The sequence below is a fragment of the Nonomuraea sp. IBHARD001 genome, from assembly GCF_056106265.1.
Map to the genome: position 1 here is coordinate 4499127 of NZ_JBWBBW010000002.1, position 20603 is coordinate 4519729.

The 20603-nt window shown below is 69.2% G+C and carries 23 protein-coding genes and 1 pseudogene; 13 read left to right on the plus strand and 11 right to left on the minus strand.

Going from position 1 to position 20603, the window contains the following annotated elements; all coding sequences use genetic code 11:
• Nucleotides 1–11: 11 nt before the first annotated feature.
• Both ACTWNK_RS22650 and ACTWNK_RS22655 read right to left on the minus strand, forming a co-directional pair.
• Nucleotides 12–860 carry an aldo/keto reductase gene (locus ACTWNK_RS22650; RefSeq protein WP_474306469.1) on the minus strand — a complete coding sequence of 283 codons (849 nt, stop codon included), beginning with the start codon at nucleotides 858–860 and terminating at the stop codon, nucleotides 12–14.
• Between the two features lie 72 nt (nucleotides 861–932).
• On the minus strand, nucleotides 933–1910 hold the full coding sequence (locus ACTWNK_RS22655; RefSeq protein ID WP_474306470.1) for an aldo/keto reductase: 978 nt from the start codon (nucleotides 1908–1910) through the stop codon (nucleotides 933–935).
• 269 nt (nucleotides 1911–2179) lie between these two features.
• Between ACTWNK_RS22655 and ACTWNK_RS22660 the strand changes: the two genes are divergently transcribed.
• Together ACTWNK_RS22660 and ACTWNK_RS22665 are read left to right on the plus strand one after the other, a co-directional pair.
• Nucleotides 2180–3061: a helix-turn-helix domain-containing protein gene (locus ACTWNK_RS22660; RefSeq protein ID WP_474306471.1), complete on the plus strand. Its 882-nt coding sequence runs from the start codon at nucleotides 2180–2182 to the stop codon at nucleotides 3059–3061.
• Between the two features lie 141 nt (nucleotides 3062–3202).
• A complete protein-coding gene (locus ACTWNK_RS22665) occupies nucleotides 3203–3850 on the plus strand; it encodes a recombinase family protein (protein WP_474306472.1) in 648 nt (215 codons plus the stop codon).
• 690 nt (nucleotides 3851–4540) lie between these two features.
• Here ACTWNK_RS22665 and ACTWNK_RS22670 read toward each other — a convergent pair.
• Together ACTWNK_RS22670 and ACTWNK_RS22675 are read right to left on the minus strand one after the other, a co-directional pair.
• Nucleotides 4541–4735, minus strand: a complete 195-nt coding sequence (locus ACTWNK_RS22670) for a hypothetical protein (protein ID WP_474306473.1) — start codon at nucleotides 4733–4735, stop codon at nucleotides 4541–4543.
• 143 nt (nucleotides 4736–4878) lie between these two features.
• Nucleotides 4879–5055 carry a hypothetical protein gene (locus ACTWNK_RS22675; protein ID WP_474306474.1) on the minus strand — a complete coding sequence of 59 codons (177 nt, stop codon included), beginning with the start codon at nucleotides 5053–5055 and terminating at the stop codon, nucleotides 4879–4881.
• A gap of 208 nt (nucleotides 5056–5263) precedes the next feature.
• Here ACTWNK_RS22675 and ACTWNK_RS22680 point away from each other — a divergent pair, with 208 nt between their 5' ends.
• The 4 genes from ACTWNK_RS22680 to ACTWNK_RS22695 all read left to right on the plus strand — a co-directional run bounded on the left by ACTWNK_RS22680 (nucleotide 5264) and on the right by ACTWNK_RS22695 (nucleotide 8167).
• The gene (locus tag ACTWNK_RS22680) at nucleotides 5264–6013 is read left to right on the plus strand and encodes an ANTAR domain-containing protein (protein WP_474306475.1); all 750 of its coding nucleotides are present in this window, start codon (nucleotides 5264–5266) and stop codon (nucleotides 6011–6013) included.
• A 67-nt stretch (nucleotides 6014–6080) separates the two neighbouring features.
• Entirely contained in the window at nucleotides 6081–6830 is a 750-nt protein-coding gene (locus ACTWNK_RS22685) for a GAF and ANTAR domain-containing protein (protein ID WP_474306476.1), read from the plus strand.
• Nucleotides 6831–7147: 317 nt separating this feature from the next.
• Nucleotides 7148–7555 (plus strand): STAS domain-containing protein, encoded by a 408-nt coding sequence (locus ACTWNK_RS22690; RefSeq protein WP_474306477.1) that lies wholly within the window; start codon nucleotides 7148–7150, stop codon nucleotides 7553–7555.
• A 294-nt stretch (nucleotides 7556–7849) separates the two neighbouring features.
• On the plus strand, nucleotides 7850–8167 hold the full coding sequence (locus ACTWNK_RS22695) for an STAS domain-containing protein (RefSeq protein WP_474306478.1): 318 nt from the start codon (nucleotides 7850–7852) through the stop codon (nucleotides 8165–8167).
• Nucleotides 8168–8449: 282 nt separating this feature from the next.
• Here the strand turns inward: ACTWNK_RS22695 and ACTWNK_RS22700 are convergent.
• The 3 genes and pseudogenes from ACTWNK_RS22700 to ACTWNK_RS22710 form a co-directional block, all read right to left on the minus strand.
• A pseudogene (locus ACTWNK_RS22700) lies at nucleotides 8450–8764 on the minus strand (Tn3 family transposase); the annotation flags it as partial.
• A gap of 181 nt (nucleotides 8765–8945) precedes the next feature.
• Nucleotides 8946–9272 carry an STAS domain-containing protein gene (locus ACTWNK_RS22705; protein ID WP_474306479.1) on the minus strand — a complete coding sequence of 109 codons (327 nt, stop codon included), beginning with the start codon at nucleotides 9270–9272 and terminating at the stop codon, nucleotides 8946–8948.
• A complete protein-coding gene (locus ACTWNK_RS22710; RefSeq protein WP_474306480.1) occupies nucleotides 9259–10017 on the minus strand; it encodes a DUF5994 family protein in 759 nt (252 codons plus the stop codon). Before ACTWNK_RS22710 ends, ACTWNK_RS22705 begins: the two co-directional genes overlap by 14 nt.
• A 232-nt stretch (nucleotides 10018–10249) precedes the next feature.
• On the opposite strand from ACTWNK_RS22710, the gene ACTWNK_RS22715 reads away from it, so the two are divergent.
• On the plus strand, nucleotides 10250–11200 hold the full coding sequence (locus ACTWNK_RS22715) for a tyrosine-type recombinase/integrase (RefSeq protein ID WP_474306481.1): 951 nt from the start codon (nucleotides 10250–10252) through the stop codon (nucleotides 11198–11200).
• A gap of 239 nt (nucleotides 11201–11439) precedes the next feature.
• Here ACTWNK_RS22715 and ACTWNK_RS22720 read toward each other — a convergent pair whose 3' ends face one another.
• The 3 genes from ACTWNK_RS22720 to ACTWNK_RS22730 form a co-directional block, all read right to left on the minus strand.
• A complete protein-coding gene (locus tag ACTWNK_RS22720; RefSeq protein WP_474306482.1) occupies nucleotides 11440–12825 on the minus strand; it encodes a DUF6297 family protein in 1386 nt (461 codons plus the stop codon).
• Nucleotides 12825–13421, minus strand: a complete 597-nt coding sequence (locus ACTWNK_RS22725; protein ID WP_474306483.1) for an ABC transporter ATP-binding protein — start codon at nucleotides 13419–13421, stop codon at nucleotides 12825–12827. The genes ACTWNK_RS22720 and ACTWNK_RS22725 overlap by 1 nt, the downstream gene beginning before the upstream one ends.
• An 886-nt stretch (nucleotides 13422–14307) precedes the next feature.
• On the minus strand, nucleotides 14308–14877 hold the full coding sequence (locus tag ACTWNK_RS22730; protein WP_474306484.1) for an ArsR/SmtB family transcription factor: 570 nt from the start codon (nucleotides 14875–14877) through the stop codon (nucleotides 14308–14310).
• Between the two features lie 342 nt (nucleotides 14878–15219).
• Between ACTWNK_RS22730 and ACTWNK_RS22735 the strand changes: the two genes are divergently transcribed.
• The gene (locus tag ACTWNK_RS22735) at nucleotides 15220–15687 is read left to right on the plus strand and encodes a YdeI/OmpD-associated family protein (protein WP_474306485.1); all 468 of its coding nucleotides are present in this window, start codon (nucleotides 15220–15222) and stop codon (nucleotides 15685–15687) included.
• Nucleotides 15688–16086: 399 nt separating this feature from the next.
• Nucleotides 16087–17001, plus strand: coding sequence for a phosphotransferase (locus tag ACTWNK_RS22740; protein ID WP_474306486.1), 915 nt, complete (start codon nucleotides 16087–16089; stop codon nucleotides 16999–17001).
• On the opposite strand, the gene ACTWNK_RS22745 is transcribed toward ACTWNK_RS22740, so the two are convergent.
• Nucleotides 16982–17512 (minus strand): DUF1579 family protein, encoded by a 531-nt coding sequence (locus tag ACTWNK_RS22745; protein WP_474306487.1) that lies wholly within the window; start codon nucleotides 17510–17512, stop codon nucleotides 16982–16984. The genes ACTWNK_RS22740 and ACTWNK_RS22745 overlap by 20 nt on opposite strands.
• Nucleotides 17513–17599: 87 nt before the next feature.
• Between ACTWNK_RS22745 and ACTWNK_RS22750 the strand changes: the two genes are divergently transcribed.
• The 4 genes from ACTWNK_RS22750 (at nucleotide 17600) to ACTWNK_RS22765 (ending at nucleotide 20511) form a co-directional block, all read left to right on the plus strand.
• A complete protein-coding gene (locus tag ACTWNK_RS22750) occupies nucleotides 17600–17938 on the plus strand; it encodes an ArsR/SmtB family transcription factor (RefSeq protein ID WP_474306488.1) in 339 nt (112 codons plus the stop codon).
• Entirely contained in the window at nucleotides 17935–18360 is a 426-nt protein-coding gene (locus tag ACTWNK_RS22755; RefSeq protein ID WP_474306489.1) for an SRPBCC family protein, read from the plus strand. Before ACTWNK_RS22750 ends, ACTWNK_RS22755 begins: the two co-directional genes overlap by 4 nt.
• A 95-nt stretch (nucleotides 18361–18455) precedes the next feature.
• Nucleotides 18456–19889 carry an amidase gene (locus ACTWNK_RS22760; protein ID WP_474306490.1) on the plus strand — a complete coding sequence of 478 codons (1434 nt, stop codon included), beginning with the start codon at nucleotides 18456–18458 and terminating at the stop codon, nucleotides 19887–19889.
• A gap of 43 nt (nucleotides 19890–19932) precedes the next feature.
• A complete protein-coding gene (locus ACTWNK_RS22765; RefSeq protein ID WP_474306491.1) occupies nucleotides 19933–20511 on the plus strand; it encodes a TetR/AcrR family transcriptional regulator in 579 nt (192 codons plus the stop codon).
• Nucleotides 20512–20603 lie beyond the last annotated feature (92 nt).

Genomic DNA, 20603 nt, shown 5'->3' on the forward strand with positions numbered 1-20603 from the left:
GTCTCCCTCTGTCAGCCGGTGCGGCGGTTGCCCAGCCAGGTGACCATGGCCGGGTCGCGGTGGTCGAAGTACAGGCTGGCGCCGGTGTCCAGGGCGGCGATGCGCTCCATCTCCTGATCGGTGAGCTCGAAGTCGAACACCTCCAGGTTGGCCGTCATCCGCTCGCGGCTGACCGACTTGGCGTTGACCGGGATGCCGCGCTGGATCAGCCAGCGCAGCACCACCTGCGCCACGCTCTTGCCGTGCGTTTCACCGATGCTCGTGAGGACGGGGTCGGTGAACAGGTTGTTCTTGCCCGCGGCGAACGGCCCCCACGACTCGACGACGATGCCGCGCTCGCCGCCCAGCTCCTGGTCGGCGGCGCGCTGGAAGAACGGGTGCACCTCGATCTGGTTGACCGCCGGGACGACGTCGTTGTGGTCGACGAGGTCGACGACCCGGTCGGGGTAAAAGTTGGAGATCCCGATCGCCTTGGCCAGCCCCTCGCCGTACAGGGCCTCCATCGCCCGCCACTGGCCGTAGACGTCGCCGAACGGCTGGTGCATCAGGTACAGGTCCAGGTAGTCCAGGCCGAGCTTGGTGGCCGAGGACTCAAACGCCCGCCGGGTGTTCTTCTCAGCGGGGTTGTCCTGCACCCACAGCTTGGTGGTGACGAACAGCTCCTCGCGCGCGATGCCGCTCTTGGCCAGCGCACGCCCGACGGCCTCCTCGTTCTCATACGAGGCGGCGGTGTCGAACTTGCGGTAGCCGGCGGCCAGAGCGTCGCTGACGGCCTGCTCGGTGTCCTCGGCCGGGATCTGGAAGACCCCGAAGCCCAGGATCGGCATCTGGACGCCGGTGTTCAGCGTGACGGTGTTCATGACTGCTCCTTCATCGTGATCGGTACGGCTGCCGCACGCGGCAGGCCGGAGTGCAAGCTGGCTGCTTGGTGGTCAGCGTTCGAGCATCGCCAGCCCGGACTCGGTGTGCGTCGCACCCGCCGCGGGCGGCAGCGCCGACAGCCGGGCCAGTTGCTCGCCGCTCAGGTGGAGGTCGGCGGCGGCGATGTTCTCCTCCACGCGCCGCACCCGCTTGGTGCCGGGGATGGGGACGACGTCGTCGCCCTGGGCCAGCAGCCAGGCCAGCGCCACCTGCGCCGCGCTCGCCCCGGCCTCGGTGGCCACGGCCTGCACCTCATCGGCGATGCGCAGGTTGGCCTGCAGGTTGTCGCCGGTGAAGCGGGGGTTGCCGTGCCGGAAGTCGCCCTCTGCGAACTCGGTGTCGGAGCGGACGTTGCCGGTGAGGAAGCCGTGGCCGAGCGGCGCGAACGGCACCAGGCCGATCCTGAGCTCGCGCAGCACCGGCAGTACCCGCTCCTCCACGCCACGCGTCCACAACGAGTATTCGGACTGCACCGCGGAAACGGGCTGGACCGTGTGGGCGCGGCGGATGGTGTCCGGCCCGGCCTCCGACAACCCGAACGCCCGCACCTTGCCCGCCGCGATCAGGTCGCCGACCGCTCCGGCGACCTCCTCGATCGGCACGCCGGGGTCGACGCGGTGCTGGTAGTACAGGTCGATGTGGTCGGTACCCAGCCGTGCCAGGGATCCCTCGATGGCGGTGCGGATGTTGGCCGGGCTGCTGTCCAGGGTCCATGGGCCCGCGCCGGCATGGGAGATCAGCCCGAACTTCGTCGCCAGCACCACCTGATCGCGGCGGCCCTTGAGCGCTCGGCCGAGCAGTTCCTCGTTGGTATAGGGGCCGTAGATCTCGGCGGTGTCGATCAATGTGACGCCCAGCTCCAGCGCGCGGTGCAGCGTGGCGATCGACTCGGCCTCATCGGTTCCCGAGTCGGTGTAGCCGTGGGACATGCCCATCGCGCCGAGCCCGATCCGGGCCACGTCCAGCTCGCCGAGCTTCACATGCTTCATGATCGTCACCTTTCTCGGGCCGCGACCGCGGTGCTCGCACCCGGTCGTGGCCACCGAACCGAGCCCTACCCGGTCCGGCGGGCTCGGGCCTCCCGAAGGGCTCGAAGGCGGGCAAAGCACTCTTTGCCTGACCTGTCCTGACCCCTGCTGGCTCGCTCGATCAGGCGATGCTCCCAGCAAACCCCTCATCGGCGTCGGGAGGCAGTCACCGGCCAAAGGGGTACCGGCAGGGACCCCCTCCCCGCCCGAATCATGCCTAACCTGGGAATATGGACAACCGCAGCGAGGTCAAGGCCTTCCTCACCTCCCGCCGGGCCAAGGTCAGCCCGCAGCAGGCGGGCCTGCCCTCCCACGGCCGCCGCCGCGTCGAAGGGCTACGCCGCAGCGAGGTCGCCGCGCTGGCGGGGGTCAGCGTCGAGTACTACACCCGGCTGGAGCGCGGCAACCTCGCCGGCGCTTCCGACAGCGTGCTGGAGGCGATCGCCCGCGCGCTGCGCCTGGATGAGACCGAGACCGCGCACCTGCACCACCTGGCCCGCGCCGCCGCCGCCCCGCCCACCCGCGCCCGCCGCGTCAAGACCCCCGAGGTACGGCCCGCGGTCCGCCGGGTGCTGGAGGCGATGACCGGCGTGCCGGCGTTCGTGCGCGACCACCGCTTCGACATCCTGGCCGCCAACCCGCTCGGCCTGGCCCTGTACGCGCCGATGTTCGCCGCCGGCGGGGTCTTGCCGGTCAACTCGATGCGCTTCACCTTCCTCAACCCGCACGCCCAGGCCTTCTACCCCGACTGGGCGGGCGTGGCCCGCTCGGCGGTGGCCGCGCTGCGCATCGCCGCCGCCCGCCACCCCCACGACGAGCACCTGGCCAGCCTCATCGGCGAGCTGTCCATGCGCAGCGACCCGTTCCGGACCTGGTGGGCCGCCCAGGACGTCTACGTGCACCGGCACGGCACCAAACGCTTCCACCACCCCGCCATCGGCGACCTCGACCTCGACTACGAAGCCTTCGAGCTGTCCGGCGAGCAGCCCCTGACCTTGCTGACCTACTCCGCGCAGCCCGGTACCCCTTCCGGCGACGGCCTGAGCCTGCTCGCCGCCTGGGCCGCAGGCAACACTGCGGTTCCCACTAGCGCTCGCGAAGTCACCGAATGAGCGGCTGCCTTCAACAAACGAACGTTTATTGAAGCCTGTGATGCCGCAGAGGCCGACCAGGGCCGACAGGCTTCAAAAACTCGCTTCAACAACCTGGCATCTTCAACAACTCTGGAGACCGTTTGTTGAGAGAGTTTGAGGGTGACGACCGCCCCGCTGAAACTCCCCGAAGACTTTCTCGCCGCCTTCCCCGCCGTACGGTCCGAGATCCGCATCGGTTATGCCCGCGTCTCTACCCGCGGCCAGAACCTGGACCGTCAAATCGACGCCCTGACCACCGCCGGCTGCCGCAGAATCTTCGCCGACAAGAAGTCCGGCAAGAACGCCCAACGCCCAGAACTCGCGGCTTGCCATGCCTTCCTGTCCGCCGGCGACACCCTGGTTGTGCCCGAGCTGGCCCGCTACGGCCGATCCCTGCACGACCTCATCACCATGGTCGGCGATCTGCGCCGCCGCGAGGTCGGCTTCACCAGCCTGCACGAACAACTCGACACCACGACCCCCGGCGGCCGACTGGTCTTTCACGTCTTCGCCGCCTTGGCCGAGTTCATCCGTGAACTCATCGTGGCTGGCACCCATGAAGGCCTGGCCGCCGCCAAGGCCCGCGGCCGCACCGGCGGCCGCCCCACCGTTGTCGACGCCGAACTCCTCAAGGCCGCCCGAGACCTACTCCCGGACCCCGAGCGCTCCGTCACCTCGATCGCCAAACTGCTAGGCATCTCGGTCGGCACCCTCTACAACCACATCCCCGAACTGCAAGAGATACGCAGGGGATGCCCACCTTCTTGACCTGCGAGAACCTGCCTGTGAAGCGCATTCGAGCGGAAAGTCACGGTAAGCCGCCGAGCTGGGTCCTGCTAGCGGGACTTTTCGTTCGGATGCTCGTCAGGCCCCGTCGAGCGCGGCCTGGCCGCCAACACGCTGCGCGCGTACGCCCACGACGGGAGCGCCTTCATGTGCCCCCACTCGGGTAGTCGTCACCAGCCGCAAAGTAACCCTGCGTGACGGCAGCGACTGCGTGTAGTCGCACGGCTGTGGGGTGGCTGTGGTTGTCCACTAACAGGCGTCAGACCGAGACGGACTGTTTCCAGGCGACCGCAGCTGCAGGGAGTGCTGGCAGCTATCGGCGGCGGCGAGTGGCGGGATCGCGCCTGGCCATGTGGTCGGCGACGGCGTCGAGGCCGGGGCGGGCGTAGCGTTCCAGAGACCGGACCGAGGCACGTGCCGGGACCGGTAGGACAGCCGGCCGCGTCCGGTGATCTTGCACACGTCGGTGGTCGGGGTGCGGGCGGGGACTTTGCGGTCGGTGAGGAAGAGCGGGCCGTGGCCGTGGGGGCGACTCATGAGCAGGCGGGGCAGGGGTCGGGTGGTGCCTGATCGCCAGTGCCCCCAGTCGGTCACGCCGCCTTTGGATGCGACCCGGCCGCGTTCGTCGGCCAAGAGCAGGTCGGCGATGTCGAGGGTGAGGATCTCCTGGGCTCACCCGCACGTTTCGTACAGCATCTTCCACAGGGCCATTTCCTGGATTCCGGCCTTGGGGTCGAACGCGGCAGCGAGCTGTTCGCGTGACAGGGCCTTGGTCCGGTCGGGCGGGGCGGGCCGTCGTTCGATGCCGGCGGTCGGGTTGGAGGCGAGCCGACCGCGATTGCGCCACCAGCCGGTGGCGGCCTTCATGGTCGACGGTTCCCGGTTGACGGCGTCGGCGTCGGTGTCGGCGTCGACCAGGTGGGCCCGCTGGACTATGGCGGCGGCGATCAGGTCGACGGTCGCCGGGTTGGCGAGGGGCGCGAATCGGTTCGCGGGTGCGTCGCGGCGGTCTATGCCGAGGGGTGCTGTCCGCAGGCGAGCCAGGCACAGGTCGTCAGCGAGATGCGGTAGATCCGCGTGGATGAGGCGCCGATCCCGGCCGAACGCAGGTAGGCCTCGACCGCGTCGGCGTAGGTCTCGGGGCGATCTTGGTCGCAAGGGATCACGTGGGCGGGGCTGGTGGTCATGGTCAGCCTCTCCACTCCTGCCGCAGCAAATGCGTACTGCTTGACCTTGGTCGTCAGAGAAGGCGCTTCAGGTCAGTATGGTCGTGACCATCGAGCTACCGCAGTAGGCCGGTACTTGCTGTGGAAGCCCGGCCCGGAGTGCGATGGTGGGGTGACAGCGACTTTCACGCGAGACGGCGCCCTCGGGTGGTGAGGTGGTGATCGCCAGGTGGCGGTCGATGGCGAAGGTCGGGAGACGCGGGAGACACGGGCGTGGGCGTCGATCATCGGGTGCGCCGACGGGAAGCCGGTCACGGCCGGGCACGTGTGCCGGATCGCGAGTGTCGCGGTGGGCGTGGACGGGTCGGCGTTGTCGCTGTCGACGGAGCTGGCCAGCCAGAGCCTGGTGTATGCCACCGATGAGGTGGCCCGGCAGGTGGAGGAGCTGCAATTCACCCTGGGTGAGGGGCCGGGGGTGGAGGCGTGGACCTACGGCGGCAGCTGCCTGGCCGCCGATCTGAGCTCGGCGGCCACGACCGCCCGCTGGCCGTGGTTCGCCTCGGCCGCGGTGCAAGCCGGGGCGCGGGCGGTGTTCGCCTTTCCGTTGCAGGTCGGCGCGATCCGGCTGGGCACCTTGGATCTGTACAGGACCCGATGCGGGCCACTGACGGCCGAACAGATGGCTGATGCGCTCACCTTCGCCGCGGCCGCGCTCGGCGTCATGCTGCACACCGCCCACCCTCAGGCGAGTCCCGGGCGGGAGGTGCAGCCCTTCGGTGGGATGGAAGAGAGCCGGGCGGAGGTCTACCAGGCCACCGGGATGATCGCTGTCCAGCTGGGTGCGAGTCTGGCCGAAGCGCTGCTGCGGCTGCGCGCCCACGCCTTCAGTCAAGGGGTGGGGGTGGCCGAGATCGCCCGCCTGGTCGTGGCCCGCATCCTGCACTTCGACCCCGACCTGGCCGCCGATCCGGGCGACTGAACCGAACACCGTGTGCGAAAGCTCTGCGAGCACGCAGGGCCTGAAGGGGAGGAAAGGGAGGGAGACCATGCCGCGTGAACAGCGTCTGGCACGGGTGTTCGTCGAGCTGGCCGACACCCTGGTGGCCGACTTCGACGTGATCGAGTTCCTGCACCTGCTCACTGAGCGGTGCGTGCAAGTGCTCCAGGTGGACGCGGCCGGGCTCCTGCTCACCGATCAGGCCGACCACCTGCAGCTGATCGCCGCCTCCAGCGAGCAGTCTCGACTGCTGGAGCTGTTCCAGCTGCAAGCCGACCAGGGGCCGTGTCTGGACGCCTATGCCACCGGAACGCAAGTCGCCGTGGCGGACCTGGCCGCCGAGGCTGCGCGCTGGCCGCAGTTCGCCGCGGTTGCTCACGAACGGGGTTTCGCCGCCGTGCACGCCATGCCGATGCGCCTGCGTGACCAAGTCATCGGTGCCCTCGACCTGTTCAGCACCACGACCGGAGGTCTGGACGCCGACACCGCCGCACTGGGCCAGGCCTTCGCCGACGTTGCCACGATCGGCCTGCTTGGCGAACGGGCCGCCCGCGAACGGACGCTGCTGTCACAGCAACTACAGGTCGCGCTGAACACCCGAGTGCTGATCGAGCAGGCCAAGGGCATGCTCGCCGAACGCGGCGACCAGTCGATGGACGCGGCGTTCACCACGATGCGCGCCTACGCCCGCGCCAACAACCGCAAACTCACCGACGTCGCCCACGCCGTCATCAACGGAGACATCCTGCTGCCCGAACTCGCCCGTACCCATAAGACCACCTGCCGTCCACCGCTCTGACCGCGCCCGATCGCCATTGGCTCTACCCCTGTGACCGGGGGCGCCGGGGCATGGATGGTCTGGAGGATCTTTGGGGGCAGATGGCCTGGTGGAAGGTGGGGTCGGGGTCTATGGTGAAGTTGGTGGTACTCCACCGCATCTCAGACACTTCGCACCATCTGAAGCTTGCGAACATCGTGATCTTCTGGGAGCCGTCCGGACCCCGCGGCGACGCCGCGATGCTGCCGCACGGTCTATGAACCCCAGCGTGTGCTGGGCAGTGGATCTCGCGGCCTGACCCGTATCTTCATGTGATGCCCCGCGAGGAAGTGGGCACCATGACCGAGTTGACCGTGACCAAGACCCGTGATCGCGATCACTGGGTGTTGACGCTGACCGGGGACCTGGACCTGCTGACCTGCCCCCAGCTGCAGCGCGAGCTGAACGAACTGCTGGCCGAGCAAGACCAGTACGTCATCGTCGACATCACCGGCCTGCGATTTTGCGACGTGGCCGGCCTGCGCCTGTTCGTGCTGGGCACCACCAGCTTCTTCGAAGCCGGCGGCTGGCTGCGCTTGCACGGAGTGTGCCGCACCCTGCTACGCCTGGCCGATCTCACGGCCTACCGCAGCGTCTTGTCCTTCACCCTCGCCGCCCCTCAGAGGTCAGCGGCCCAGTGCGGCACGGACCAGCTGGGCTGGGCGCTCCCGCCTCAACCCGCTCCGGGCACGGCACACCTGGGCTGAAGCCCTCACCCCGTCGGGGGCCCGTCGACCGGGGTGGATCAAAGGAAGTGGCGCGGAGGGGGCGGATACGATGCGCGGCGACCATCATGAGCGTATGCTGCGCCATGTGTACAACTGATCGCCTAATGTGACGGTTGGTTGTGGTACACCACGCCACTCGTGGTGGACTGTGCCGTCCAGACCTTGCGACACACGCATCGACGCGGAGCTGACGAGGACGCGCTGGGGCCGAGCGAGGGTTCCGGAGGGGGTGTCCCTCGCTCGGCTCCGCCTATCGCCTGGTCTGGAGCGATCATGGACGCATTGGTGCTCTCCACCGCGCGGCTGAACGGGTTCGTGGTCGTGAGCGCGGCAGGCGAGGTAGACCTGATCGGCAAACCGCTGCTGTACGGGTGCGTCCAGGCCGCGTTGCAGACCCACCCCGAGGGGCTGCTGGTCATCGACCTGTCGGCGGTGTCGTTCATGGACGCCCAAGGACTGTCCGCGTTGGTGCTGAGCAGACTGCACGCCCTCCACCATCGGCGGGCGCTGGCCCTGGCCGGCCCCTCAGCCGCCGTGCGGCGGCTTCTGCAGATCACCGCGCTGAGCGGCAGCTTCCCACTGATGGCCTGAGGCCGAGGGCGCAGCGACACACCCAACGTGAACGCACCAGGTGAAGCGCCAGCGCGGATACTTCGGCGTGTTCGCGGTCGTCGCCGGTCAGATCGCCGGCCCTGCCGTAGAGGATGTCCTTGTTGGCCGAGTTCCAGTTCCACCCCGTTGAGGCCCTCGTGGATCTCACGCCGAAGTGCTTCGGCGGCGAGGTAGTCGCCGATGAAGATCGTACGGATCACCCGTCCGAGTTCCTCGATCGCCCGGTAGGTGGGGTGCTCGGGGCCAGCCGCGAGTGAACCGGCGCATCATCTGGTGGGCCTCGGCGGGCTTGAGCCGCAACGCGGTCGCGTACTTGATCATCTGGTCGTGTTGGTTGGCGATCAGTTCCCAGCCGATGCTCTTGCCCGACAGGACGGACTCCAGTTGCGGCCAGGCCTCTGCTTCGGTCACCCTCGGGCGGGTACAAGCGGGCCGAGCCGATGCTTTGAGCCGCGGCAGCAGCTTGAAGTCCAACAGGTGCGAGAAGGCAAAACCCACGACCGAAGCGCCATGGGTATCGGTGTACTGGCGATCGATCTCCGCACTGGCCAGGTGGAGCAGCAGCCCCTCGATCATTCGGGCAAGGGTACGGCCGCTTCCCACGCCAGCCGACGGCCGGCGCGAGGAGCGGTGCCACCACGATCGCGGCGGTCAGCATCACCTGGGTGAGGCCGATCCGGGCGGGCGTGGCGGGTCGCGGGAACGGCGAGCGGCCGTCGCAGCCCACGTCGGTGAGAGTTGCGTTGGGTATGGCCGTTCACACCATGATCGGGAATCGGTGTTCCAGGCCCGAGACCTGCAGCAGCCGGGTCAGCAACGGGGTGAGCCCGGTCAGGGCCAGGGTGATGCCGCGCGCCCGGGCGCGGCCTTGCACGCCGAGCAGCACGCCCAGCCCGCCGACGCCGCAGAAGGTGACCTGGGACAGGTCCAGCACGAGCAGGTTGGTGCTGTAGCCGAGCGCGTTGAGCAGCCGTTGGCGCAGTTGCTCGGTGGTGAAGATGTCGATGTTCCCGGACAGGTGGATCAAGGTGGGCGCCGCGGCGCCCACCCCGCCGAGCGGCGGGGCGGTGTCAATGACAGTCATGGAAGTCTCCTGTTCGGAGAGGCTGCGAATCGGGGGGCCGGACAGATGCCTGCCGGCCGGAGAGCGGTCCACCGCTGGATAGGGATACCTGGATCCGCTCGATCCGGCCGGCAGGCGGCACATGGGTGATCTCACGCTGGTGCTGAGGTTGGTCGTCCGAGGCCGGGTTGTCCGAGGCTCCTGCCTTCGGCGTGATGACCGATCCGCCTTCGTCCTCCCAGCGGGCCGGGCTGTCGGTAGTCCCCGCGCCGGTGGTCCGGAAGGCGGGATCGGGGGGCAGACTCGCCAGGATGAGGATGTCGTCGACTGCCGGGCCGACGGTGTCCTGCGCGGTGAGCCTGAGCGCGGCCTCGGCGGCGTCGGCTGCGGTGTCGGGTGGGATGAGCAGCAAGACGATCGGCTCGCCGGTGGCGAAGACGAGAGTGATCACACGCGGGTCGCAGTGGCGGAACCAGCCGACGCGGACCTGTCTGCCACGGGCCGGGATGCGTCGCGGGATGTGCTGCCAGGCGTCCCGGTACACCCCTATCCGCAGGATGGTACGGCCCAGCCGCTGATCGACGGCGGCGATGAGATGAGGCAGCTCGGCGGCGGCGTCGTGGGAGTGGGGCCACCAGGCCCCGTCCACCAGGGCCCGGCGATCCGGTACCGGGTAAAGAGCGAGCCGGAGCGCGGAATCGCCCCACGGCATCGCCGATGCGACAGGGCTGAGCGGGGTGCGTTGAGAAGGAAGCGTCGACGTCATGGACGGCCTGACCTGTCCGGGCCCCCTGCGAGGGGCCGGTGGTGGTTCGCCGTGGGCGACGCCGACCTGAATGTCAACGCTCGAAAAGTCCTCGGTGTCTCCACCCTACCGCAACACTTCCGGAATTGCGCGATTCCGGAAGTAAACTGAGCGAGTGACTTCCGGAAACCCGCCCTCAGACATCACCCAACCAGCCGGAGCAGCCTCCGGAAACACAAGCCGGTCGCGGGCCGTGCCGCTCCCCGCCCCTCACGCCGCCGTCCTGGCCGACTACACCGCCGCGCTCTCGCACGCCCCGCTGGCCGACTCCACCAAGACCAAGTACGCCTCGCGGCTGCGCGGCTACCTGGCCTGGCTGGCCGACCAAGCCGACGCCCTGGACGGCGACCCGCTCACCGACCCCACCGCCGCCACCGGCGCCGTACGCGACTTCCGCCGACATCTGAAGAACGGCCGCCGCGCCCCTAACACCATCGACACCTACCTGTCGGCCATCGACGACTTCTACGCCCGCCGCGGCCTCGGCAAGCCCCAGGCGCGCCGCGAACGCGACGCCCGCCGCCCCGCGCCCCGCGCCCTGGACGCCCGGCGCACCCGCCGCTACCTCCGCCACGTCCAGCTCACCGCATCTGCGCGCGACACGGCCATCGCCCTGCTGCCCTACTACGCCGGCTTGCGCATCTCCGAGGTCGTCGGCCTCGACCTGGCCGACGTCCACCTCTCAGCCCGCAAGGGCGAACTACGCATCCGTGGCAAGGGCCGCGACGGCGGCAAGATCCGCCCGCTGCCCGTCCACCCCGACCTGCGCCGGGCCCTGACCGACTGGCTGCGCGACCGCGCCGACTGGAAAGGGGCCGACACCCACACTGCGGTATTCCTCAACCACCGCGGCGGCCGCCTGAGCGACCGCGCCGCCCGCGACATCATCACCGGCCTCGGCGACGCCGTGGGCCTCAATGACGACCCCACCGAACCTTTCAGCCCGCACGTCCTGCGCCACACCTTCGCCACCCAGCTCATCCGCGACGGCAAGGACCCCATCCTGGTCGCCGAACTCCTCGGCCACGGCTCACTGGACACCACCCGCCGGTACGCCCTGCCCACCGAAGCCGACAAAGCCGCCGCCCTGAACGCCCTCATCACCGACCACGAGCAGGGAGAAGAAGCTCCTACGGCACCTTGACCGGAGCACGTGCGGATGGCCACAGCCGGGTTCGCGGGCTGACAGCGCGTGCAGAACGACCCCGTGCCCACGCATCCAGCCAGGTTTCTCGCGGGCACGGCCAACGGCTGCCCGCAGTCCCGAGGACGATCGCCGCGACAACGTCCGCAAGACCAAGAACGGCCTGGCCCACGCCGAGTTCGAGGGCTTCACAGCCCCACATGGGACGGAAATTGCCTCGCCCTGGAGAACGAGGAGGATCAGCGGCGGAGGCTCGCGACGCCGAGCAGGACGAGCCCCAGCGCCGCCTGGATCACCCACGAGGCCGGGCTCAGCCCAACGAACATCGGTACGGCGGCCAGGATCGCGAGATCGGTACCGGCGATCGCCCACAGCACGGGGCCGGTGGGGATACCGCCGAAGCCCAGGTCGATGACAGGCGTCGCATGGTCGATCGGGCCGCGCCTGGCCATGCGCAGCCCACCCAGCGCGAATCCCGGCGCGGCGGCCACGCCGTACAGGCAGCTCCACCCCGGGGCGAAGCCGGCGGCGGACAGCAGTGCGAACGCCGTGCCCACCCAGACGCCCGCCAGTACGGCGGGCATGATCGTTCTGGCGGGCGAGCGCCGGGTGTTGAACATGCGGGCCAGCTCGGGATGCTGAGCGTCCCAGCGCGCACCGGCCGCTCCCGTCGTGGCGGCGGCCAGCCCACCGCAGAAGAGCACGAGCATCGCCACTCCCGCCGCCCCTCCGGTCAGCCGGATGAGCACGGGCAGGCAGGTCAGCGCCGCCAGTACGGCCAGGCGTCCTGGGCGGCGGCTCAGCATGCGGGCGTCCGACCACACGATCGCCGTGCGGCCGCCGCTGGGCCAGGGACGGGAGTGCAACCGCTGGGAGCGCCAGAAACGCTGCTCCGCGAGCGAGGTCAGCACGGCGGGTTCGAGGTTGAAGGAGGCGGTCGCCAGCGTCCCCATCTGGGCGGAGGCGTCCAGCAGGGCGCGGGCCGGGAAGCGCTCCACCACACGCCAGGCCCGCCAGACCAGGAGCGCGGCGATCACCGGCGTCAGGTACGCGAGGACGGCGACGGGCAGCGAGGGCAGGGCGGGGCGGAGCCAGGCGAGGAGCCCGGCGAGTACGGCCAGGACCAGCGCGGCAAGCCGGAGCCAGCCGTTCCATGCCTGCCTCGCCTGCAGGATCGTCGCCGCGGCCCCCGCCGAGAGCGTGACGGCGACGCCCAGAGCCGCGCCCGCCACCACGTCCTGCGGGCGGGCGAAGAGCCCCGTGCCCAGCGCCCCCAGGAGCAGCCCGGCGATGGTCAGGGAGACGAGCAGCGCCGCAGTGCTCCTCGTCAGGACCTGGCGGCGGTTCAGTGGTGAGAGGACCAGCCACCGCAGGTCGGCAGGTGAGGCCACCACCGGCCCCACCCAGGCCAGGAGCAGGAGCAGCCCGGCCAGGAGCGCCAGCAGGAGTGCCAGCGCGGGCACGGGATCGCCGCCGCCGGAGCCGTCGAAGATCCAGGACGCGAACGTGATCGCCTGAGGAACGCCGATCGCGGCGGCAAGCGCGAGGACGGTCAGCCAGTAGTAGGCCTGCTGCCAGCCGGGCCTGCGCCGTCGGCGGTTGCGCCGGGTGAGTTGGGCGACCATCAGCGCGCCCCGCCGTCGAGCGTGACGACCCGTGCCCCGACGGCCTCGACCAGCTGCTCGTCGTGGGAGGCCAGTACCACGGTGCCTCCGTCGCGGGCGTAGTCGGCCAGCAGCGCGCCGAGTGTCCGGCGGAAAGCCCGGTCGAGGCCCTGCTCGGGTTCATCGAGGAGCAGCAGCCTGCTCGGTCTGGCCAGTACGGCTGCCAGGGACAGGCGTTGCCGCTGCCCGGTCGAGAGCATCATCGGCGCGACGTCGGCCCGGTCGGCCAGCCCGAACGTCTCCAGCAGGTCCTTGGGATCAAGGCCGTGACCGTGAATGCGCCCCACGAGTTCGAGGTGCTCCCAGGTGGTCAGCCATGGGTACCAGGCCTGTTCTTCGGTGACGATCCCGACATCGCGCCAGAACGCCTCGTCGTCACGGGGCGGTTCGCCGAAGACAAGGATCTCTCCGGCCCGTTCGCGTTCCAGCCCGGCGAGGCAGCGCAGCAATGTCGACTTGCCCACACCGTTGGCACCCATCAGCGCGACGGCCTCACCCTGCTGCACGCTGAGGCTGAAATTGTCGACGACGGTGACTGCTCCCAGAACGACTTTCACCGCCCTGGCTTCGACAACCTTCGGCATTGATTTCCCATCGGTAGAGACGCATAAATATCTCATAGTCTACGGTCGGGACAGAGGAGACGGAGCTTCACAACTTCGCGTGGAGGAATTCGCGGTCGGGAGGGGTTTACCGTTGTCGGTCCTGCACGGCCCGCGAATGGACTATCCGTCGGGATAGCCCATCGATCGACTGGTGACGACGGCTGCCCGCAGGACGGCCGTACGATACCGGGATACCTCGCTCCCCTACCACGAGCTGGTTCGTCGTGCGAACATAACCGCTGACGTGCGCTTCGTCGTGGGTATGGTCGCCGGTGATGTGATAGCAGTACGCGTCGAGCGAACACCGACGTCTTTGTCGCCCTTCTGGCACTGTTGAACGCCGACGCTGTTTAGGCTGGATGCCTGGGTGGCCGGCCCGTCGCGCGGCTCGTTCGGCTCATCGGACAAACGAATGCTGTTTTGTATTTGAGCACGGAGAACGAGGAGGCATGGCGAACAGCATTTCGCTGAAAATGCATTCGTCATGGCCGCGGGTAGCCAGAAGGCGATACCTGATAATCGAGAAAGTGCTCCATTCTACGTTTTCCTGACCGCCGGCAGTACCGGGCGGCCAAAGGCAGTCCTGACCGCATCCGCCGCGCTCCCCGTCGACCTTGAAAGCCTTGACGTGCACGGGCCCGGTTGCACGGCCGCCGAGCGCTCCGGGCACGTCGTCATGCGCGACCACCGCCACAGCCCTAGCACCATCCGCCTGTCGTGATCCCTTCGGAGCACGGATGGTGGTGTCTCGGCAGGCGCAGGCGCAGGCGCTGATGCGGTCCGGCCGGATAGCTTCAGGCATTCCTGGCCACTGACCGGAGGCCAGGTGCCTGCTTGGTCATTGCGGGGTGGGAAGGTCGGCTGGTGGGCCGAGCGGGGGGTCGTTGGCCAGGTCGAACGCGGCGGCGAGGATGGTGAGGACCTGGGTCGTGGCCTGAGGTGCGAGTTCGTACTCGCCGCGCTTGCGTTGTGTGATCAGCCTGGCGCTCTGGAGTGCGCGCAGGTGGTGGTAGAGCTGGCCGCTCGTGCTCTGCTCGCCGTCTCCGGCGAGGGAGTCCTGGAGGTCGGTGCTGGTGCGTCGGCCTTGTTGTACGAGTGCGGCGAGCAGCGCCAGGCGCGGTCGGCTGCCCAGGGTCTCCAGGATGGTGGCCACCGGTGTCCAATCGGCCGACAGCAGCTCGGCGAGGGAATGCTGCCTGTCCCAGAGACTCTCGCCGCCGGCCAGTCGGGCTGCTCCGGCGTAGCTCACGGTGCCGAGACTGTTGTCCTGCTTCGCCTGGCGGAGCATGCCGGCGGCTGCCGTGGTGAGGGGCGGCGCCTTCGGGGGGTGTGGTGGGGCTACGGTGTCGATTCGACTTTCCAGGTGGGCGATCCGGCGCTCGAATTCGGCGAGTTTGTCCGCGCTCATTACACTCTCCTATGCTGGTCCGTAGTTACGGAATAGCGTAGATGGCTGGTGCGGGTATGACAACGCCCTTGGCGGGCGAGGAACAGCCGCGGGATGTCGGCACCGCCCTGCGGGAGGCGGGAGGTGCGGCGCTTCGATGGCGTGCTCTCGCGGTACTGCCCGGTGCTTCCAGGCGGGCGAAGGCAGGAGCGTCAGGGCTTCGCCCGCGCTCACCGAGCGGCCGTGCGCCAGACGGTTGATCTGTGACGCTGTCAGCCCGGGTCGGCCCTGGTTCGGGGTGTGACGTGCGCATCGCCGCAAGTGGCGGCAGCGGGTGGGGGCCACTCGTGGCAGGATCGGAGCGTGGAGCAACAGCGTTACACCACCGACAGTCGATCGGGCGGGCGCGGGCGTCTGTTCGTGCCGGTGCCGTTCGATCCGGACCAGGTGTGGGCGCCCAAGCCGGTCCATCACGTGAGCGGCACGGTGAACGACATGGGCATCCGTGCGGTAATCGTCGAACACCAGGGGGAACGCGGCTTCCTGCTCGGCCCGGCCTGGCTGCGCTGCGGTCTTCAGCCCGGCGAGCAGGTGAGCGTGGCGCTCATCCCGGAGGGGCCGCAACGGGCCGATCTCGCCGATGATGTCGCGGCGGCGCTGGAGGCCAGCCCGGCGGCGGGTGCCTTCTTCGACGCCCTCGCCCAGTTCTACCGGCGGGCCTATCTGCGCTGGATCGAGGCGACCAAGGGCCGGCCCGAGGTGCGGGCGCAGCGGATCGCCGAGGTGGTCGATCTGCTGGAGGCGGGCGTCAAGGAGCGCCCGAAATCCTGAGCGCGGATCTCAGCCCCTGAACCGGCCATCCGGGCTATCCGAACATCCGGCCGACGCGCGAAGCCCCCGCGTCGACGCGTCGAAGATGGAGCACACCTTCACCACCGAACGCGCCGCCCGCGCCGCCCGCGTTGTCGCCGAAGCCCGGCGGTCAGCACGTCGGCCATCCTTTCGCCCACCCCGAGGGCAAGATCCAGTACGCGCGGCCCCTCAAAGCCCAGTGCACTACAGCGAACACAGCGAACCACGAGCCGTCCGCGATGGGCCCTGACAAGCGACGGGTCCTGACAAGCGACGGGCCCTGACCACACGTGAGACAGCCCGTAGAGACCCCGATCGCACTGTTGCCTCGCCCTCAGCCCGGAATCGGCCGGTTTCTCCCGACTACTGTTGTCCTGCATGACGCACACTGAGATCGAGATCGGTGCTGAGCTGGTACGGCGGTTGCTTCGTGACCAGCACCCCGACTTGGCCGATCGCCCGGTGACATTCGGCGCGCGTGGGTGGGACAACCAGCTGTGGCGCCTCGGTGACGATCTCGCCGTGCGGTTGCCCTGGGCGACGGGGTCCGCAGCGGAGTTGCTGCTCAAGGAGTACACGTGGCTGCCCTCGCTTGCCGCGCGGCTTCCGCTGCCGGTTCCCGTCCCGCAGCGGCTCGGCGAGCCCTCGGCTCTGTTTCCGCAGTGCTGGATCGTGACCACCTGGGTGCCGGGTGAGCCCGCCGACCGTGCGCCTGCCACCTGCGGCGCTGAGGCCGCCGATGCTTTGGCCGCCTTTCTGACGGCTTTGCATCAACCGGCTCCCGAGCAAGCGCCCGCCGGGCGGGGCCGCGGCGGGCCTCTGCGTCACTACGCCGAGGGCTTCGCTGCCGGACTTGCTTGGGCTGCCGACAGTGGGCTGATCTCCGACCCTGAAGCCGTTCGCGCTGTCTGGGACGACGCCGTGGCCGCGGCCGACTGGGACGGCCCTGCCCTCTGGCTCCACGGCGATCTGCATCCGGCCAACGTCCTCACCACGGACGGCACCATCAGCGGCGTGATCGACTTCGGCGACATGTTCGCGGGCGACCCGGCCTACGACCTCGCCGCCGCGTGGATCCTGCTCCCCGACGGCGCGATCGACCGCTTCCACGCCGCCTACCGGCCGGCCCCGGACGCCGATACCCTTCGCCGTGCGCGCGGCTTGGCCGTACTGAAGGCTCTCGCTTGCCTCGGCATCGGCGACGCCGGAGTGCACGGCCGCCCGGGCGGCAAGGCCACATGGGGCCCACCCGCTCGTGACGCACTGCGACGCCTTACTGCGACCGGGTACTGACGATCTGCCCTGTCGGGACGTGGTGGTTTCCCTGGTGAGGGCTGGGGCTGGAGGCTTTCGTGAAGCTCATGGTCATCCAGTGCTGCCAGGTCGTGCCGTCGTCGGTGCGTTCCCATTCGGCCGTCATGGAGTCGCCGTCTTCGGCGATCACCAGTGTCGCCCGTTCCGTCTCGCCTGCGAACGTCCAGACGCCCTTGTCGTCGACGCTTGCCGACATGGTGAGGAAGTTGCCGTGATGGTCGAAAGAGCGCATGGGGTACGTCCGGCTCGCCGGATCGTAGGGGCCGATCATCTCGATGACCTCGACGTGTTCCTCGTTCATGCGCACGTCCACACGGTGAATGAGGAAGTGCTCGCCGGCCAGCCACTCGTAGGTGTCCGATCCGGCGATGCGGATCGCCGGTTCGCTCGCGGTGGCCGCCGTACGCCCCTGTGAACGCCAACGGCCAACCAGTGCGTTCAGGCGCCGGTTCTCCGATCGCTGGGTACGGGTGTTGTCGTCTCCTGGCATGGCGGATCCTCGTCGTCGTCCGTGTGTAAGATGTTGCTTAAACACTTACATACTGTCCTGGCAGTGCGCAAACGAAGGCGGTGACCCATGGACGACGCGCTTCGCGCTGTGGCGGATCCGACCCGCCGGGCGATCCTCGTCCTGGTACGGGATCGCGAGGTGTCGGCAGGCGAGATCGCCGAGCGCTTTCCCGAGATCAGTCGCCCTGCGGTGTCCCAGCATCTGCGAACGCTGACAGCGGCCCGCCTCGTCGACGTCCGCCGCGCGGGCAATCGCCGCTTCTATCGGCTACGTCCGCAAGGGCTGGCCGAGGCGGTGACGTTCCTGCAGACGATGTGGTCCGCCTCGCTCGGCCGCCTCCAGTACGAAGCCGAGCAGGAGGAACGCGCGTACACCGGCGACCAGGACGTGAAGGGATCGTTGTGAGCGAGACGATTGAGCAGACACTGCACATCCGCGCGCGTCCCGAGACGGTCTGGCGGTTCTTCACCGACCCGGCACGCCTGGCGCGGTGGTGGGGTACGGCCGAGCTGGACGCCCGCCCCGGCGGCGCCTTGCGGGTCGCGATGCACGAGGGGCCGCGTCCGGTGATGCGCGGACGGTTCGTGGAGCTCGTGCCGTACGAGCGTCTTGTCTTCACCTTCGGCTGGGAGGCCACGCCGGGGGCGCCCGACATCGCGCCTGAGGCCTCACTGGTCGAGGTCACCCTGACGCCGGACGGTGACGGCACCAGGCTGACCCTGCGTCACAGCGGTCTGCCGGCCGTACTCGAGGAGGAGACCGGCGGCGGCTGGGCGCACCTGCTTCGTCGGCTGGGTGAAACGGCAGAAGGCCAGGAGCTTCGCTGAACGTATGCGTACGTAGCGCTTCATGAATCCCGGCCGCGGTCGAAGCCACTCCCCCGGCTCTCGACACCATACATACTAGTATGTATGGTGCTCTCATGGCTCTCACTCGCACCGCACACGACAACCGTGTGCACTACGCAAGCCTGCTGGACGTCGCCGCGAAGCTACGCGCACGCGAGATCACGCCGGTGGAGCTGACCGAGACACTGCTGGCGCGGATCGATCAGGTCGATCCGGTGCTGCGCAGCTACGCCACGGTGACGGCGGACCTCGCCCTTGAGCAGGCCAGGAACGCCGAGGCCGAGCTGGCGGCAGGCCAATACCGAGGTCCTCTGCACGGTGTGCCGATCGCGGTGAAGGACCTCTGCTTCACCGCCGGAATCGTCACCGCGGCAGGCACCACGATCCGTTCCGGCCATGTGCCCACCTACGACGCGACGGTGGTCCGGCGTCTCGCGCAGGCCGGGGCCGTACTGCTCGGCAAGTTGCAGCTCACCGAGAGCGCGTTCGCCGAGCACCACCCGTCCGTCCCCCCACCGCTCAACCCGTGGAACCCGGAGTACTGGTCCGGCGCCTCCTCCAGCGGCTCGGGCGTCGCGGTGGCGGCCGGGCTCGGCTTCGGCTGCCTGGGCACCGACACCGGCGGGTCGATCCGCTACCCCTCCGCGGCCAACGGCGTCACCGGCATCAAGCCCACGTGGGGACGGGTGAGCAGGCACGGCGTCTTCGCGCTCGCCGCGAGCCTCGACCACGTCGGCCCGATGGCGCGCTCGGCGCAGGACGCGGCCGCCATCCTGGGCGCGATCGCCGGAGCGGACGCGCACGACCCGACCGCGGCCGCCGTACCGGTGCCCGACTACCTGGCCGACCTCGACGCCCCGATCGGGGAGGTACGCATCGGGGTGGATCGCGCGTACAACGAGACCCGTGTCGACCAGACGACCATCGGCATGCTCGACGACGTCATCGCCGTACTGCGCCGCCTGGGTGCGACGATCGTCGAGGTCACCCTTCCGGATACCGGCGCCATCAACGCCATGTGGGCCCGATACGCCGGTGTCGAGGCCGCGATCGCCCACCAGGAGACCTATCCCTCACGCGCTTCGGAGTACGGCTCGGCCGACACGCCCGGGTCGATCGCCGGGCTCGTCTCGCACGGCCACACGGTCTCCGCGATCGAGCTGATGCACGCCCACCATCAGCGGCTCGCGTTCACCGGCGCACTGGCGCGTACCCTGTGCGACGTGGACGTCCTGCTGGCACCGGTGCAGCCGACCACGAGCCTCACACTCGCGCAGAAGGAGGCGGTGTATGCCGATCCCGAAGCCCTGACGGACTACCTGCGCTTCGTCACGCCGTTCAACATGGCCGGTACCCCGACCATCACCCTGCCGGGCGGTTTCGGCGAGGATGACATGCCGCTGGGGTTCCAGTTCGTCGGCAGGCCGTTCGAGGAACACCTGCTGATCCGGCTCGGCCACGCTTACCAGCGTGAGTCGGACTGGCACCTGCGGCATCCGGCCCTGTAGGACGGGCCGGGACAGGCACCGCACCGCATTGCTGGGAGGCACCATGAAACCGAACGCCCGCGAGCGCTTGATCGAGGGCACGCGGCAACTGCTGTGGGAGCGTGGATATGTCGGCACCAGTCCGACCGCGATCCTGGCGCGCTCCGGCGTCGGCCAGGGCAGTATGTACCACCACTTCGACGGCAAGCCTGACCTGGTGCTGGCGGCCGAGAAGCGCAGTGCGGAACTGATGCAACAGCAGGTCGCCGAAGCGTTCGCCGTGGACGGCACCGCGCTCGAACGCATCGAGGGATATCTGGGGCGCGAACGCGACGTGTTGCGCGGGTGCAGCGTGGGACGGCTCACCGCCGATCCGGAGGTCATGGCCGACGACGCCTTGCGCGCACCGATCCGGGAGGCCTTCGAGGTGCTGCACGAACACCTGCGGCGCACGATCGCCGAAGGGGTGGCGGCCGGTGAGCTCGCCGGTGACCTGGACGTCGACGAGACCGCCTCCACCATCGCCGCCGTCATCCAGGGCGGCTACGCCCTGGCCCGCGCGGCGCAGGCGGTCGAGCCCTTCGACCGCGCGATCAGAGGGGTGCTCGCACTTCTGCGGGCAAGCGCTCCGCGCACGCACTGAACCCAGGCGCCCCACTTCCTCACCCGTCGATCAGGGCTCTCGACGAGTTCGAAACCTATGCGCGTAATTCGAATCCATGCGCGTAAGACTCC